At 72.2% G+C, this 14,035-nt stretch carries 14 protein-coding genes and 1 pseudogene; 11 read left to right on the top strand and 4 right to left on the bottom strand.

Going from position 1 to position 14,035, the window contains the following annotated elements; translation table 11 throughout:
* Positions 1 to 65 precede the first annotated feature (65 nt).
* Complete coding sequence (locus ACQP10_RS04295) at positions 66 to 914, top strand: isocitrate lyase/PEP mutase family protein (protein ID WP_346017660.1); 849 nt, start codon at positions 66 to 68, stop codon at positions 912 to 914.
* Between the two features lie 144 nt (positions 915 to 1,058).
* The gene (locus ACQP10_RS04300) at positions 1,059 to 1,802 is read left to right on the top strand and encodes a phosphoglyceromutase (protein ID WP_179819807.1); all 744 of its coding nucleotides are present in this window, start codon (positions 1,059 to 1,061) and stop codon (positions 1,800 to 1,802) included.
* A gap of 252 nt (positions 1,803 to 2,054) precedes the next feature.
* Here the strand turns inward: ACQP10_RS04300 and phoU are convergent, their stop codons facing one another.
* Positions 2,055 to 2,711 carry a phosphate signaling complex protein PhoU gene (gene phoU / locus ACQP10_RS04305; RefSeq protein ID WP_346017659.1) on the bottom strand — a complete coding sequence of 219 codons (657 nt, stop codon included), beginning with the start codon at positions 2,709 to 2,711 and terminating at the stop codon, positions 2,055 to 2,057.
* A gap of 146 nt (positions 2,712 to 2,857) precedes the next feature.
* Here phoU and ACQP10_RS04310 point away from each other — a divergent pair, with 146 nt between their 5' ends.
* Both ACQP10_RS04310 and ACQP10_RS04315 read left to right on the top strand, forming a co-directional pair.
* Positions 2,858 to 4,054, top strand: coding sequence for a sensor histidine kinase (locus ACQP10_RS04310; RefSeq protein WP_179819802.1), 1,197 nt, complete (start codon positions 2,858 to 2,860; stop codon positions 4,052 to 4,054).
* On the top strand, positions 4,051 to 4,740 hold the full coding sequence (locus ACQP10_RS04315; RefSeq protein ID WP_399499047.1) for a response regulator: 690 nt from the start codon (positions 4,051 to 4,053) through the stop codon (positions 4,738 to 4,740). The genes ACQP10_RS04310 and ACQP10_RS04315 overlap by 4 nt, the downstream gene beginning before the upstream one ends.
* Positions 4,741 to 4,830: 90 nt before the next feature.
* Here the strand turns inward: ACQP10_RS04315 and ACQP10_RS04320 are convergent, their stop codons facing one another.
* On the bottom strand, positions 4,831 to 5,439 hold the full coding sequence (locus ACQP10_RS04320; protein WP_346017658.1) for a copper chaperone PCu(A)C: 609 nt from the start codon (positions 5,437 to 5,439) through the stop codon (positions 4,831 to 4,833).
* Positions 5,440 to 5,700: 261 nt separating this feature from the next.
* Between ACQP10_RS04320 and ACQP10_RS04325 the strand changes: the two genes are divergently transcribed.
* The 4 genes from ACQP10_RS04325 (at position 5,701) to ACQP10_RS04340 (ending at position 7,603) form a co-directional block, all read left to right on the top strand.
* Positions 5,701 to 6,183 carry a CarD family transcriptional regulator gene (locus ACQP10_RS04325; RefSeq protein ID WP_012887713.1) on the top strand — a complete coding sequence of 161 codons (483 nt, stop codon included), beginning with the start codon at positions 5,701 to 5,703 and terminating at the stop codon, positions 6,181 to 6,183.
* Between the two features lie 17 nt (positions 6,184 to 6,200).
* Positions 6,201 to 6,668 carry a 2-C-methyl-D-erythritol 2,4-cyclodiphosphate synthase gene (gene ispF, locus ACQP10_RS04330; protein WP_346017657.1) on the top strand — a complete coding sequence of 156 codons (468 nt, stop codon included), beginning with the start codon at positions 6,201 to 6,203 and terminating at the stop codon, positions 6,666 to 6,668.
* A 303-nt stretch (positions 6,669 to 6,971) separates the two neighbouring features.
* Positions 6,972 to 7,238: a GlsB/YeaQ/YmgE family stress response membrane protein gene (locus ACQP10_RS04335; protein ID WP_346017656.1), complete on the top strand. Its 267-nt coding sequence runs from the start codon at positions 6,972 to 6,974 to the stop codon at positions 7,236 to 7,238.
* Between the two features lie 92 nt (positions 7,239 to 7,330).
* Entirely contained in the window at positions 7,331 to 7,603 is a 273-nt protein-coding gene (locus ACQP10_RS04340; RefSeq protein ID WP_179819789.1) for a GlsB/YeaQ/YmgE family stress response membrane protein, read from the top strand.
* 549 nt (positions 7,604 to 8,152) lie between these two features.
* Here ACQP10_RS04340 and ACQP10_RS04345 read toward each other — a convergent pair.
* Positions 8,153 to 8,992 (bottom strand): hypothetical protein, encoded by an 840-nt coding sequence (locus tag ACQP10_RS04345; protein WP_433541971.1) that lies wholly within the window; start codon positions 8,990 to 8,992, stop codon positions 8,153 to 8,155.
* A gap of 481 nt (positions 8,993 to 9,473) precedes the next feature.
* A pseudogene (locus ACQP10_RS04350) lies at positions 9,474 to 9,860 on the bottom strand (DUF2637 domain-containing protein); the annotation flags it as partial.
* A gap of 476 nt (positions 9,861 to 10,336) precedes the next feature.
* Between ACQP10_RS04350 and cysS the strand changes: the two are divergent.
* The 3 genes from cysS (at position 10,337) to ACQP10_RS04365 (ending at position 13,943) form a co-directional block, all read left to right on the top strand.
* The gene (gene cysS, locus ACQP10_RS04355) at positions 10,337 to 11,737 is read left to right on the top strand and encodes a cysteine--tRNA ligase (RefSeq protein WP_346017654.1); all 1,401 of its coding nucleotides are present in this window, start codon (positions 10,337 to 10,339) and stop codon (positions 11,735 to 11,737) included.
* A 23-nt stretch (positions 11,738 to 11,760) separates the two neighbouring features.
* A complete protein-coding gene (rlmB, locus tag ACQP10_RS04360) occupies positions 11,761 to 12,729 on the top strand; it encodes a 23S rRNA (guanosine(2251)-2'-O)-methyltransferase RlmB (protein ID WP_346017653.1) in 969 nt (322 codons plus the stop codon).
* Positions 12,730 to 13,064: 335 nt separating this feature from the next.
* Positions 13,065 to 13,943 (top strand): DMT family transporter, encoded by an 879-nt coding sequence (locus ACQP10_RS04365; RefSeq protein ID WP_433540933.1) that lies wholly within the window; start codon positions 13,065 to 13,067, stop codon positions 13,941 to 13,943.
* The last annotated feature ends 92 nt before the right edge of the window (positions 13,944 to 14,035 follow it).

The raw sequence follows: 14,035 nt of genomic DNA on the forward strand, positions 1-14,035 counted from the left end.
TGGAAGTGACGAAGGCGATGGGTACGGAGGCGGCGATGGGGACGAGGGATACGAGGGTGACGGGGATGGAAGCGGCGAAGACGGCGGGTGGCGCGGCGGCGACGGTGTTCGAGCGTTTCAGGGCGCTGCACCACGGCCCGGAGCCGCTGCTGCTGCCCAACGCCTGGGACCACGCCTCGGCCGCGGTGCTGGCGGCGGCCGGGTTCGCGGCCGTGGGGACCACCAGCCTGGGGGTGGCCGCCGCGGTGGGCAAGCCGGACGCCGCGGGCGCGACACGCGCCGAGACGCTGGCGCTGGCCCGCCGGATCGCGCACCTGGACGTCCCGGTCACGGTGGACATCGAGGACGGTTTCGGCGGCTCGCCCGCCCAGGTCGCCGAACTGGCCGGGAGCCTGGCCGCCATGGGGATCGCGGGCGTCAACATCGAGGACGGCCGCGGTGACCGGCTGGCCGATCCCGCCGAGCAGGCGGAGCTGATCAGGGCGATCAAGGACAGCGCGCCGCACCTGTTCGTCAACGCCCGCACCGACCCGTTCTGGCTGGGCATGCCCGGCGCCCTCGCCGAGGCCGTACGGCGGGTGCGGATCTACGCCGACGCCGGAGCCGACGGGGTGTTCGTCCCGGGCGCGACCGCCGGACGGGACCTGGAGACGCTCGCCACGGCGGCCGGGGTACCGCTGAACGTGCTCGTCCAGCCGGGGGTGCCGCCGTCCCGGCTGGCGGAGCTGGGGGTGCGGCGGATCAGCTTCGGCTCGCTGCTGTTCCGTGCGGCGCTGGGTGCGATCACGGGTACGGCGCGGGCCGTCGCCGCGGGCGGCCACCCGGTCGCCGAGGTCCCCTCCTACGACGAGATCCAGCGGCTGGCGGGTCCCGGGGACGAGGAAGGGCCGACGACCGGCGGACCTCGACGGTGAGGAGGCCCGGCGGGCGGCGGGTTCCGGCGGCAGGGGAGATCCGGCGGCCGGCGGACCTCGGCTGTGAGAAGACCGGGCGGGCGGAGGACCCCGACGCAGTGGCCGCTCCGTAGTGGGGCGCGGGCACGCTCTAGGCTTGTCCGCATGGCGACTTTGGTGCTGTTGCGGCATGGCGAAAGCGAATGGAACGCCAAGGGACTGTTCACCGGGTGGGTGGACGCCGGGCTGTCGGAAAAGGGCGAGGAGGAGGCGCGGCGCGGCGGGCGGCTGCTGGTGGAGGCCGGGGTGCGGCCCGACGTGCTCCACACCTCGGTGCTGACCCGGGCGATCCAGACCGCGAACCTCGCGCTGGGCACCGCGGACCTGCTCTGGCTCCCGGTCAACCGCTCCTGGCGGCTCAACGAGCGTCACTACGGCGCGCTCCAGGGCAAGGACAAGGCCCAGACCCGGGCCGAGTTCGGTGACGAGCAGTTCATGCTCTGGCGCCGCTCCTACGACGTCCCGCCGCCTCCGATCGCCGACGACGACGAGTTCTCGCAGGCCGGTGACCCGCGCTACACCCTGCTGCCGGGCGAGCTGATGCCGCGGACCGAGTGCCTCAAGGACGTCGTCGAGCGGATGCTGCCCTACTGGTACGACCGGATCGTCCCCGACCTGGCGGCGGGCCGTACCGTCCTGGTCGTCGCGCACGGCAACTCGCTGCGGGCGCTGGTCAAGCACCTCGATCAGATCGGCGACGACGAGATCGCCGGGCTCAACATCCCCACCGGCATCCCGCTCCGCTACGAGCTGGACGACGACTTCCACCCGGTGGTCAAGGGCGGCGAGTACCTCGACCCGGAGGCCGCCGCGTCCGCCATCGAGGCCGTGGCCAACCAGGGCCGGTAGGCCCCGAGGGGCCGCCCCGGCGCGACCGGAGCGGCCCGCCACCGGCCGGGAACGAGGCCACGGGAAAGGCCCGCCACGGCCGAAAGCGAAACCACGGAAACCACGGGAAAAGGGGAAGGGCCCGCCGCACCGACGGGCCCTTCCCCCTCCCCCGATCCCGCGGTTCCGCCCCCGGTTTCCGCGGTGACGGTGCCCACCGGCTCCCGATCCGGTGACTCCGCGGTCCCGCGGTCCCGCGGTCCCGCGGTTCCGCTACAGGACGCCGTCCTGCGGCCGGGAACCGGTCACCAGGTAGACCACGTCGTTGGCGATGCGGACCGCGTGGTCGGCGTAACGCTCGTAGTAGCGGCCGATCAGCGTCACGTCGATGGCCGGCTCGACGCCGTGCCTCCAGTCGTCGGCCAGCAGGATCTTGAACAGCCGGCGGTGCAGCCGGTCCATGGCGTCGTCGTCGCCGTGCATCTCCATGGCGGACTCCACGTCTCGCGAGGCGATGCAGCTGCCGGTCTTGGTGACCAGGCGCTCGGCGACCTGCCCCATCTCCAGGATGGTGGCGCGCAGCTCCGGCGGGATCGCCGACTCCGGGTGGCGCAGCCGTACGACCTTGGCCACGTGCTCGGCGAGGTCGCCCATCCGCTCCAGGTCGGTGCCCATCCGCAGGGCGGCGATGACCATGCGGAGGTCGACGGCCACCGGCTGCTGCCGGGCCATCAGGTCGAAGATCGACGCCTCCATCTCCGCGAAGAGCCGATCGACCTCCTCGTCCTGGGAGATGACGCTCTCCGCGAGCTGGAGATCGGAGTCCAGCAGGGCGGTGGTGGCCCGGGAGATCCCGGAACGCACCAGGCGGGTCATCTCGATCAGCCGGTCGGTGAGGGCGTCGAGTTCTTCGTGATAGAGGTCGCGCATGGCCCTCAACGTACGCGGGCGACGGTGAACGAACCCCGACCGTAAAGTGAACATTGCGGGAAAGGCCGTTGTAGTGCCGCTCTGAGCTGCCTGAAGGGGAAAACGCCCGCCTACCATCGGGACCGTGAAGCCTACAGGAGGACCGCATGAGTGAGCTGCTGGCGAGCTTGGCCGCGCTGGCCGGCTTCGTCGTCGGAGCGCTGGCCGTGATGGTCGTCCGGCACAACATCGAGGGACGGCGTGTCGTGCTGACGCCGGTGGACGACGTCGCGCCCGGTGCGCTGCCACCGGGCGTCGCCTCCGTGCTGGCCGTGCTGCCGTCCTCGGCGGTCGTGCTCGACAGGGACGACAGGGTGCTCCGGGCCAGTTCGGCCGCCCGGGCGTTCGGCCTCGTCAAGGGTGACCACCTGGTGGTGGCCGAGCTCCTCGCGATGGCCAGGCGGGTCCGCCGGGACGGCGAGATCCGGGAGAACGAGATCGAGGTCGCCGGGCACAAGTTCGGCCAGGACTCCACCTGCTTCGCGGTCCGGGTCGCCCCGCTGGGCTCCTACGGCCAGGTGCTCGTGCTCGCCGAGGACCAGACCGAGCACCGCCGGGTCGAGGCGGTGCGCCGCGACTTCGTCGCCAACGTGAGCCACGAGCTCAAGACACCGGTGGGCGCGTTGTCGCTGCTGGCCGAGACCATCCAGGACGCCGCCGACGACCCCGAGGCGGTCACCCGCTTCGCCGGGCGGATGCAGCACGAGGCCGCCCGCCTGACCTACCTCGTTCAGGACCTCATCACGCTCTCCCGCATCCAGGGGGCCGAACCCATCCCCACCCCGGGGCCCGTCCCGATCGACGACGCCGTGCACGAGGCCATCGACCGCTGCAACACCACCGCCGCGGCCAAGAACATCAGCCTGGTCACCGGGGGCGTCGAGGGCCTGCGGATCTGGGGCGACGACGAGCTCCTCGTCACCGCGCTGCGCAACCTCATCGACAACGCGGTCGCCTACAGCCCCGAGCAGACCCGGGTCGTGGTCAGCGCGCGCGCCGTGGGCCCGCACCACGAGTCGATCGAGATCAGCGTGAGCGACCAGGGGATCGGCATCCCGGAGAGCGCCCAGGAGCGGATCTTCGAGCGGTTCTTCCGCGTCGACGCCGCCCGCTCGCGCGCCACCGGGGGCACCGGCCTCGGCCTGGCCATCGTCAAACACGTCGCCGCCGCCCACAACGGCGCGGTGACGGTGTGGAGCAAGGAAGGCTCCGGCTCCACCTTCACCCTCCGCCTGCCCGCGTTCGGCGGGCAGGCGGTAGCCGTACCCCGTAACACCCCGATCCCCCTGGAGGCCGCGCAGTGACCCGCGTGCTTGTCGTCGAGGACGAGGAGTCCTTCTCCGACGCCCTGTCCTACATGCTGCGCAAGGAGGGCTTCGAGGTCGCGATCGCGGCCACCGGCCCCGAGGCGCTGGACGCCTACGACCGCAACGGCGCAGACCTGGTGCTGCTGGACCTGATGCTGCCCGGCCTGCCGGGGACCGAGGTCTGCCGTTCGCTGCGTCAGCGTTCCAACGTCCCGGTGATCATGCTCACCGCCAAGGACAGCGAGATCGACAAGGTCGTCGGGCTGGAGCTGGGCGCCGACGACTACGTGACCAAGCCGTTCTCCTCCCGGGAGCTGGTGGCCCGCATCCGCGCGGTGCTGCGCCGTCAGGGCGACACCGAGGAGACGGAGTCGGCGGTGCTGACCGCCGGCCCGGTCCGGATGGACGTCGACCGGCACGTCGTCGCCGTCCGGGGTGACCAGGTGCAGCTCCCGCTGAAGGAGTTCGAGCTGCTGGAGGTGCTGCTGCGCAACGCCGGCCGGGTGCTCACCCGGGGCCAGCTCATCGACCGGGTCTGGGGCGCCGACTACGTGGGCGACACCAAGACCCTGGACGTGCACGTCAAGCGGCTGCGAGCCAAGGTCGAGGCGGATCCCTCCAACCCGCGCTGCATCCTCACGGTCCGCGGGCTGGGCTACAAGTTCGACCCTGTGGAGGGCTGACGAAGGGGGCGTGCGGGAAGTCGTCCCGCACGCCCCCTTCGCATGTTCACGGCGGCGCGGCCGGCGCGGAGTCGCGCGGGCCGCCGCCGGTCACTCGGTGGTGGAGGGGCTGGGGGACGGCGACGCCGTCGCGCCCTCCGAGGGGCTCGCCGACGGCGTGGCGGACGGCGTGGACGACTGGTCCCCGCCCGGCGCCGGGGCCAGGGTGGCGAACTCGCGGCTACGGGTGATGACGGGAACCGTCACCGGGATGATGCCCGCGTTGGCGAACTGCAGCTGGATCTTGATGCTCTCCCCGCCGCTCAGGGGCTGCTTCAGGCCCTCCACCACGATGGTGGGCGTGGGCGTGCCGATCCGCACGCCCTGACCCGTCTTGAGCTCGACGGGCGCGGGGATCTTCGCGGTGCCCACGGCCGGGTCGATGCCGACGCCGACGAGCTGGTCGGCGGTCCGCGCGCTGTTGACCAGCGACATGTACAGCGGGATCGCCCCACCGGCCTGGATCTTCGAGCCGGGCTCGGGGCCGAGGAAGAACGCCTGGGAGATGTCGATGCCGTTCTGCCTGACGGTGACGGCCTCGGTCGGGTGGTAGGGCTTGCTGGTGTTGGCGTCCTCTCCGGTACCGCAGCCGGCCAGGACGGGGGCGGCGGCGAGGAACGCGGCGGCGGCGATCGCCCAGCGACGGCTGTTGCGGGTCACGGTACGGGGTCTCCTTGTCACACTGGATGCAGGACAGGGCCAACCCTATCCGTGTCCAATACCGGGTTTTCCGGCGGCCCACCTGATCGCGGAGGAGTGCCGAATGCAGGTGGGGACCGCTTTTCAGCCTGCCGATTCACAGGAGAGAATATTTGTCAAGCCATAAGATGCCGCTTTGACCTGCAGTTATGGTGATTTCACTGTTCCGGGAGGCTGTGGATACGTGGTACTCTTGAGTACAGCGGAAGGGGTACTTGTCACATGACTTTCCAGGTCGGCGACACTGTCGTCTACCCCCACCACGGGGCTGCTCGGATCGAGGCAATCACGACCCGGACCATCAAGGGTGAGGAAAGGACCTACCTGGTCCTCAAGGTCGACAAGGGCGACCTTACCGTCCAGGTGCCGGCAGACAACGCCGAACTCGTCGGCGTTCGCGATGTCGTCGGTCAAGAGGGCCTTGAGCGCGTTTTCGACGTGCTTCGCATGCCTCACACCGAAGAGCCCACGAACTGGTCCCGCCGCTACAAGGCCAACTTGGAGAAGCTGGCGTCCGGTGACGTCAACAAGGTGGCCGAGGTCGTTCGCGACCTGTGGCGACGAGACAAGGAGCGCGGGCTCTCCGCAGGAGAGAAGCGAATGCTGGCCAAGGCCCGGCAGATCCTGGTCAGCGAGCTCGCGCTCGCGGAGAAGACCAACGAGGACAAGGCCGAGGCACTTCTGGACGAGGTTCTCAACTCCTGAACACGATATTTCCTCGGGTGGGCGTCGGAGTCGACGTCCACCCGTTCGCATCCGGTCGCGAGTTGCACCTCGCGGGGCTCCACTGGCCTGGAGAGACCGGTCTCGCCGGGCACTCCGACGGTGACGCGGCGGCCCACGCCGCCTGTGACGCGCTGCTTTCCGCGGCGGGTCTCGGTGACCTCGGCGGGCTGTTCGGCACCGCGGACCCCCGCTGGGCGGGCGCTTCCGGCGTCACCCTGCTGGGCGAGGCCGCCCGTACGGTGCGCGCGGCCGGCTTCGAGATCGGCAACGTGGCCGTCCAGGTGATCGGCAACCGGCCCAAGCTCGCGCCGCGGCGGGTCGAGGCGGAGAGGGCGCTCTCTGCGGTCGTGGGCGCACCGGTGAGCGTCAGCGCCACCACGACCGACGGCCTGGGCCTCACCGGGCGCGGCGAGGGCGTGGCGGCCGTCGCGACCGCGATCGTGATGAGCCAGAGCCCGTCATGACGATTCGGAACCCGGGGGAGGGCGTCGCCTGACGCGGCGTCGTCGGACCCGGGAGCGTCTCCTGGCGCGCCGCGCCAGGACCCGGAGGCGGATGTCCCCCGGCGGGTGAACCCGAACCGGGAGGCGGACGTCTCCTTTACGAACGCGAAAGCGTTCCGGCGGGCGGTGCGGAATGCCCGCCGAGGCATCCGGGGCGGTGGCCCGTCAACTGGCGCGGTGCGGGCCACCACCTTTCCCGAATGACCGGTGAACGTCCTGGGTAACCCCCTGATGACATGCTCCGTATCGGGGGGAGAGCCGGACATGCTCGGATCCATCATCGCCGCGATCATCATCGGCGCCGTCATCGGGGCGTTGGCGCGCCTCATCCTTCCCGGCCGGCAGAACATCTCCATCGGCATGACGGTCATCGTCGGCATCGTCGCCGCGCTCATCGGCACCGCCATCGCCGCCGCTCTCGGGCTCGCCGACACACCGGGGATCGACTGGTGGGAACACCTCATCCAGCTCGCACTCGCGGTCATCGGGGTGCTGGCCGTCGCCCAGATGCAGTTGCGGAAAAGTCCCTGATCCAGGATTTCCCGGCCGTCGCGCATAACTCCGGCCCGGAGGGTAGCGAGCTTCCCGTGAGGTGAAGATCTCATCCCATTGAGGAGGTTGATATGACCATCGCGTCCATCCTCGGGGCCATCGTCATCGGCGCCATCGTCGGCGCCCTCGGTCGTCTCGTGCTTCCCGGCCGGCAGCCGATCGGCTGGTTCCTGACCATCGCCGTCGGCATCGTCGCCGCGCTCATCGGCACCGCGATCGCCCAGTCCCTCGGCGTGGCCACCACGGACGGCATCGACTGGATCGAGCTTGTCATGCAGATCGTCCTCGCCGCCGTCGGTGTCGGCCTGGTCGCCGGTCTGCGACGGTCGCGCTCCAGGGTGTGAGCCATCGGCGTGTAACGGCCCGCGACGTGAGCCGCCGCCGGGTCCCGTTCCGCGGATCTCCCCCGCAGCGGGCGGGAGATCCGCGGAACGGGACCCGGCGGCGGTCCCGCGGAATAGAACGACCGGTACGGCGGGGCCCGGCCCCGATCGCCTCGCCGTGACCCGGAAGAACGCCCTCCGGCCCGGAGGTGAAGGCGGCGGCCCTCATGGCGCCACCGCCTTCGCGGGTGGCCTGCTCGGCTGGCCCGACAGGCGAGTGGTCACCACCGTTTCGACCATTTCCCGACATGTCGTGAGGTGGTCGGCCCCGGTCCATCCGGGGACGGGCGCGGAGGTGAGCAGGGCGCCGGTCCGCAGTGGGGCGCCGCTCACCGAGGTGTGAGCGAATAGCTGCGGGCCGGTCCGGCATCGGGCAGAGGGCGGTGGCCGCGTCACGACGCGGCCACCGCCCTCTGTCATGGGTCGGCACCTTGCCGGCCGAGGCCGGGGCGAGCGTACGGCGTCACGGGGACGGGTCGCACGGTGACGCGGGGACGGCCGGTCAGGACCTCACTCGTCCGGCGGGGTGGGCGTGCTCCGCATGCGCCCCGAGGGCGGCGGGGCCGTGGCCGCGCCGCCGTCCGCGGGCCCCTCGCCGGGGTCGGCGGTCTCGGCGCTGTGCGCCGGATCGGGATCCGGGACAGAGCCCGCCGCCCCGGGCCTCCCCGCCGGATCCCGCTCCTCGTCCCCGTTCTCGTCCCCGCTCTTGTCCTTGTCGGGGATCGCGAGCATCGGCTGGGTGTCGGCCCCGCGCTCGTCGGCCTCCTGCCCGGCGGCCCCGGCCTCCGGTGCGGCGGGGCGGAGCGGATGGACCAGCACGTCACCCTTCGGGGGCCGGAGCAGGTCCCCCCAGCGCACCGGCCTGCCGGGCGTGGGAGCGGCGGCCGGCTCGGGGGCGGGCGGGGTCTCGGAGGGCTCCCGGACGACAGGCGGCTCGGCGGCCGGCTCGGGGGCGGGCGGGGCTTCGGAGGGCTCCCGGACGACGGGCGACCCGGTGGCCGGCGGGGTCACGGGAGCGACCCCGGAACCGGCGGCGGGCTCGGGGGCGGGCCTGGAACCGGCGACGGACTCGGGGGCGGGCCTGGAACCGGCGGCGGGCTCGGGGGCGGTGGAGTCCTCGGAACCGGAAGGCTCGAATCCGGTGGAGGGCCTGGAACCGGTGGGCGCTTCGGGAGCCGTGGGACGCGCAGGGACGGGGTCCAGGTCCGGACCGCCGGTCGGCGGCAGTTCGTCGACCTCGGGGGTCTCCGGGGCCGGGGTGGGGCCGACCAGCGGAACGGCGGGCGGCAGGTCGTGGTGCGGTGCCGACTCCAGCGGCGGGGCGGCCTGCGGATCGAGCGGGGTCTCCACCGGAGCGTGGTGGACCGGTTCCCCGGGCGGGGTGTGCGGGGCACGCTCCACGGGCCGGGCGGCCCGCGGGCGATCGCCGCCGGCCGGGACGCCGTCGGCTGTGCCGTCCGCCGTGCCGTCCGCCGTGCCGTCCGTCGTGTCGGTCGGGGCGGCGTATGGGGTGGCGCCCGGCGAGACGCGTGCTCGCGGTGGCCGAGGGGTCGTCCGCGATGGGGCCGGAGGCGACACCCGGGGAGGACGTGCCCGCGACGGGGCCGGAGGCGGCGTCCGGGAACGGCACGATGTCACCGCGGTCCCGCCACCCGGCCTCGTCCCCGGTGCCCCCGGCGTACCCGCCGTGGCCGTCCCGGCCCGCCGTACCCGGGCCGGACGCGGTCCGCCGGCCGGCGCCGTGCTTGATCAGCAGGAACCAGAGCCACAGCGCCAGCAGCACCATCACCCACGGGGCGACGGCCACCCCGACGGCCGCCTGCCGTACGTCCACCGGGGCCCGCACCGCCGTGGTCACCTCGGCGGCGGCCGCGGCGGCGAGCAGCAGCGCCAGCACCAGGCCCGCCTGCAGGCGGGCCGGCCAGCGGCCGTTCCACAGCAGCAGTGCGGCGGTCATCGCGATGACGAGCAGCGCGTCGAAGGCCGCGGGGTACAGGTAGGCCAGCCCGGGATCCGCCTCGCCGGTCACGGCGAGCGCGCGCAGATCCTCGAAGGAGAGCACGCACGCGGCGGCGGTGAGGGCGGCCACGCAGATCCCGGCGAGGGCGATTCCGGCGCGGCGTAACACGATCGCCGCCCTGCTCGGCCGGGCGGGTGCGGGCAGGGGCGCAGACGGGCGGGAGACCAGGTCTGCCGCCGCGGGGGGTTTCACGTCCATGGCCCTTCGAGCCTACAGAATCGGTCACGGAATGATCGGTCCGGCGAACCGTACGACAGACCGGCGTGGGTGTCCGGTACGGCGGGCCCGCCGTTCTCCGGACCGATACGGCACGGCGACGATCATGGCGCAGGGGTGGACGTGGTCCGCTGGACGGGCCGGCGACGTCGCGGCGGTGATCGTGGCGCGGGGGTGGACGTGGCCCTCTGGATGGACCGGTGCCGTCGCGGCGGTGGTCATGGCGCAGAGCCGGACGTGGTCCGCCGGACGGGCCGGCGACGTCGCGGTGGTGACCGTGCCGACCGCGGCCGGGTGGTCGGGCGAGGCAGTGTCACCGGCGGGGCGCTCGCCACGAAGCCACGCGTAAATGGGCATTGATGCCATTGGCGGTCAATGGCCGCAAAAGACTCGCCTGAGCGACGTCAACGTCGCGTAACCCGGCTTGTGAGGTGAGGTAAGGCGTTAGCCTTGCCTTCGTGAGCACCCTGCACCTATACGACACCAGCGTACGTACGGTCCGCGAATTCGTTCCGGTCGAACCCGGCCGGGCGTCGATCTACCTGTGTGGCGCCACCGTGCAGGCTCCTCCCCATATCGGGCACATCCGTTCCGGAGTCAACTTCGACGTGCTCCGCCGCTGGATGATCCGGTCGGGCTACGACGTCACCTTCTGCCGGAACGTCACCGACATCGACGACAAGATCATCCGGGTCGCGGCGGCCGAGGGCGTGCCGTGGTTCGTCGTCGCCGAGCGCAACCAGCGCGCCTTCACCTGGGCCTACCAGATCCTCGGCTGCCTGCCGCCGACCGTCGAGCCGCGGGCCACCGGCCACGTGCCCGAGATGATCGAGCTCATGGAGCGGCTGATCGAGCGCGGCCACGCCTACGCCTCCGACGGCGACGTCTACTTCGACGTCCTCTCCTACGCCGACCGGTACGGCTCGCTGTCGAACCAGAAGCTGGAGAACCTCCGCGCCGCGGGCGACACCGACACCGACTCCGCCAAGCGTGACCCGCGCGACTTCGCGCTGTGGAAGGGCGAGAAGCCCGGCGAGCCGAGCTGGCCGACCCCGTGGGGCCGCGGCCGCCCCGGCTGGCACCTGGAGTGCTCGGCCATGGCCACCAAGTACCTCGGGCCGACCTTCGACATCCACGGCGGCGGCGTCGACCTGGTCTTCCCGCACCACGAGAACGAGCTGACGCAGTCGCAGGCGGCCGGGGACGGCTTCGCCCGCTACTGGATGCACAACGGCATGCTCAAGATCGGCGCGGAGAAGATGAGCAAGTCGCTCGGCAACTCCCTGCTGGTGCCCGAGGTGACCAAGAAGATCCGTCCGGTCGAGCTGCGCTACTACCTCGCCGCCCCGCACTACCGCTCCGCGATCGAGTACTCCGAGGAGGCGCTGTTCGAGGCCGCCGCGGCCTACCAGCGCATCGAGGGCTTCGTCACCCGCGCCGCCGAGGTCATCCACGACGTCGACGCGCACGCGCCGCTGCCCGAGTCGTTCGTGGACGCCCTCAACGACGACCTGAACACCTCCCAGGCGCTCGCGGTCGTCCACGAGGTGGTCCGCGAGGGCAACGTGGCGCTGGCGCAGGGCAACAAGGAGCAGGTCGCCAGGCTCCTCGCCGAGACGCAGAACATGCTCGACGTCTTCGGTCTCGACCCGCGCTCGGAGCAGTGGCGCTCCTCCGGCGGCGACACCGGCCTGCGCGCCACCGTCGACGCGCTGGTCGGTGTGGCCCTGGAACAGCGCCAGGCGGCCCGGGCCCGCAAGGACTTCGCGGCGGCCGACGGCATCCGCGACCAGCTCGCCCAGGCCGGGATCACCGTGGAGGACACCCCCCAGGGCCCCCGCTGGGAACTGTCCCGGTAAGCGCAGGCCGTACCCTATACAGCATGGCTGGTGGGGGTAGAGGGTCCGGGCGACCCGCGAAGAAGAAGAGTCCGACCAAGGGCACGGGCGGCAACGTCCGCCGCGGCCTCGAGGGCAAGGGGGCGACCCCGCCGGCGCACATGCGGCACTGGTACAAGGACAAGGCACGTACGCAGCGGGTCGAGCGTGAGGAGCGGACCGGCAAGGCCCCCTCCTCACGCCCCCCGGCTCGCGCCAAGCGCGGCGAGGACGCCCCCGAGTACATCGGCGGGCGCAACCCCGTCGTGGAGGCGCTGCGGGCCGGGGTGCCCGCCAGCACCCTCTACGTCGCCACGCGCATCGACAACGACGACCGGGTCAAGGAGTCGATGCGGATCGCCGCCGACCGCGGCATCGCGATGCTCGAGGTCGGCAGGGAGAAGCTCGACCGCATCACCGAGGGCGGGATTCACCAGGGGCTGGCCCTGCAGATCCCGCCCTACGACTACGCCCACCCCGACGACCTGGTCGCCATCGCCCAGGACGCCGCCGAGGCGCCGCTGATCGTGGCGCTCGACGGCGTCACCGACCCGCGCAACCTCGGCGCCATCGCCCGCTCGGCCACCGCGTTCGGCGCCCACGGCCTGGTCGTCCCCTCCCGCCGCTCGGCCGGAGTGACGGGCGGCGCCTGGAAGACCTCCGCGGGCACGCTGGCCACCCTGACGGTCGCCCGGGCGGCGAACCTGACCGCCACGCTGCGCGAGTATCGCGAGGCCGGGCTCTTCGTCATCGGCCTGGACGGTGAGGGCACCGTCGACCTCGCCGACGCCAACCTCCTCGACGGTCCGCTGGTCGTGGTCGTCGGCTCGGAGGGCAAGGGCCTGTCCCGCCTGGTCCGCGAGGCGTGCGACCTGGTGGTCCGCATCCCGATGAACGCCGCGGCCGAGTCTCTCAACGCGGGCGTCGCCGCCGGTATCGCCCTCTACGAGGTCTCCCGCCACCGCAAGCGGTGACGCGCCGGGTCTCCGGGCACGGGGCGGGAGCCGGGTACGGGTGCCGGGCGCGGTGCCGTACGGCGTGGGCGGGCGGCGGTCGTCCGAAGGAGTCCTCCCTGGTCAGGTAGGGATTCGGCGTCCCGGGTAGGTAGTGGGCGGGAAACCCGCCCGACGGTGACCGCCCGCGGGAGCCGTACGGACCGTCGCCGGGCGGGAGATCTCCCAGAGAGGTGGGAGCGCCGCCTCCGGCGGGCCGCGGGGTCCAGGGGACGAGAACGCTCCCTCGCGGCGCCCGCCCGGCCGGACACACCGGACGGCGGCGGGCCGACCCCGGAGGACGCACGTTGATCTTCTTGATCTCTCTCGTCTCGGCGTGCCTGCTCGGCCTCGGGTTCGTCGCCCAGCAGCACGCGGCGTACCGTGAGCCGCTGGGAGAGATCCTCCACCCGCGCCTGCTGCTGCACCTCATCCGCTCCCGGCTCTGGCTGACCGGGATCGGCCTGATGCTCGCCGGCCAGATCGTCAGCGCGGTGGCGCTGTACGAGGACGACCTGAGCAAGGTGGGGCCGCTCCTGGCGACGAGCCTCCTGTTCGCCCTGACCGCCGCCCACGTGGTCTACAAAGAACATCTGAGCCGGATGGAATGGCTGGGCGCGATACTGGTCAGCGGTGGGGTGGCGCTCTTCCTGGCCTTCGGGCAGCCGCACGGAGGCAGCTCACCCGACCCGGACTCCTCGCGCTGGCTGACGGTGCCCCTCGTGGTCGTGATCGCCGCCGTCCTCGTCCTGATCGGGCGCCGCTGCTCCCTGCAGGTGGAGGCGTCCCTGCTCGCGGGCGCCGCCGGAATGCTGTACGGCGTGCAGGACGTGCTGACCCGCGGTTCGCTGCTCAGACTGCGGGAGGGGACGGAAGTGCTCGCCGTGAGCTGGCAGCCGTACGTCCTGGTCGGCGTAGCCCTGGTCGGGCTGCTGCTCGGCCAGAGCGCCTTCGACGCCGCGCCGCTCCGGGTCTCGCTGCCCGCCACCACCGCCGCCGAACCGATCGTCGGGATCGTGCTGGGCATCGTGATCTTCTCCGAGAAGGTACGGGTCACGTCCGGGGCGCTGGCGGGAGAGGTCATCGGCCTGATCGCGATGGTGACAGGGATCTTCATACTCGGCCGGTCACCGTTCCTGGCCAAGTCGGAACAGGCCGCACCCCCGCGCTCGGAGTCGAAACCGAGAACCCGATGATGCGCTCGTCCCCCTCGTCCCCCTCGTCTCCTTCTCGTCGCTTCGAGGTTCCTCCGGATCGGTGATGTCCGAGCCACCAGGTTGGTGACGTC

It is taken from the genome of Streptosporangium sandarakinum (assembly GCF_050942225.1).
Taxonomy (GTDB): domain Bacteria; phylum Actinomycetota; class Actinomycetes; order Streptosporangiales; family Streptosporangiaceae; genus Streptosporangium; species Streptosporangium nondiastaticum.

Excerpts from the sequence above, each read along its gene's own strand:
- ACQP10_RS04335 (WP_346017656.1), top strand. The coding sequence starts at position 6,972 with ATGCTCGGATCCATCATCGCCGCGATCATCATCGGCGCCGTCATCGGG.
- ACQP10_RS04295 (WP_346017660.1), top strand. The coding sequence starts at position 66 with ATGGAAGCGGCGAAGACGGCGGGTGGCGCGGCGGCGACGGTGTTCGAG.
- ACQP10_RS04340 (WP_179819789.1), top strand. The coding sequence starts at position 7,331 with ATGACCATCGCGTCCATCCTCGGGGCCATCGTCATCGGCGCCATCGTC.
- ACQP10_RS04300 (WP_179819807.1), top strand. The coding sequence starts at position 1,059 with ATGGCGACTTTGGTGCTGTTGCGGCATGGCGAAAGCGAATGGAACGCC.
- ACQP10_RS04310 (WP_179819802.1), top strand. The coding sequence starts at position 2,858 with ATGAGTGAGCTGCTGGCGAGCTTGGCCGCGCTGGCCGGCTTCGTCGTC.
- ACQP10_RS04325 (WP_012887713.1), top strand. The coding sequence starts at position 5,701 with ATGACTTTCCAGGTCGGCGACACTGTCGTCTACCCCCACCACGGGGCT.
- phoU (WP_346017659.1), bottom strand. The coding sequence starts at position 2,711 with ATGCGCGACCTCTATCACGAAGAACTCGACGCCCTCACCGACCGGCTG.
- rlmB (WP_346017653.1), top strand. The coding sequence starts at position 11,761 with ATGGCTGGTGGGGGTAGAGGGTCCGGGCGACCCGCGAAGAAGAAGAGT.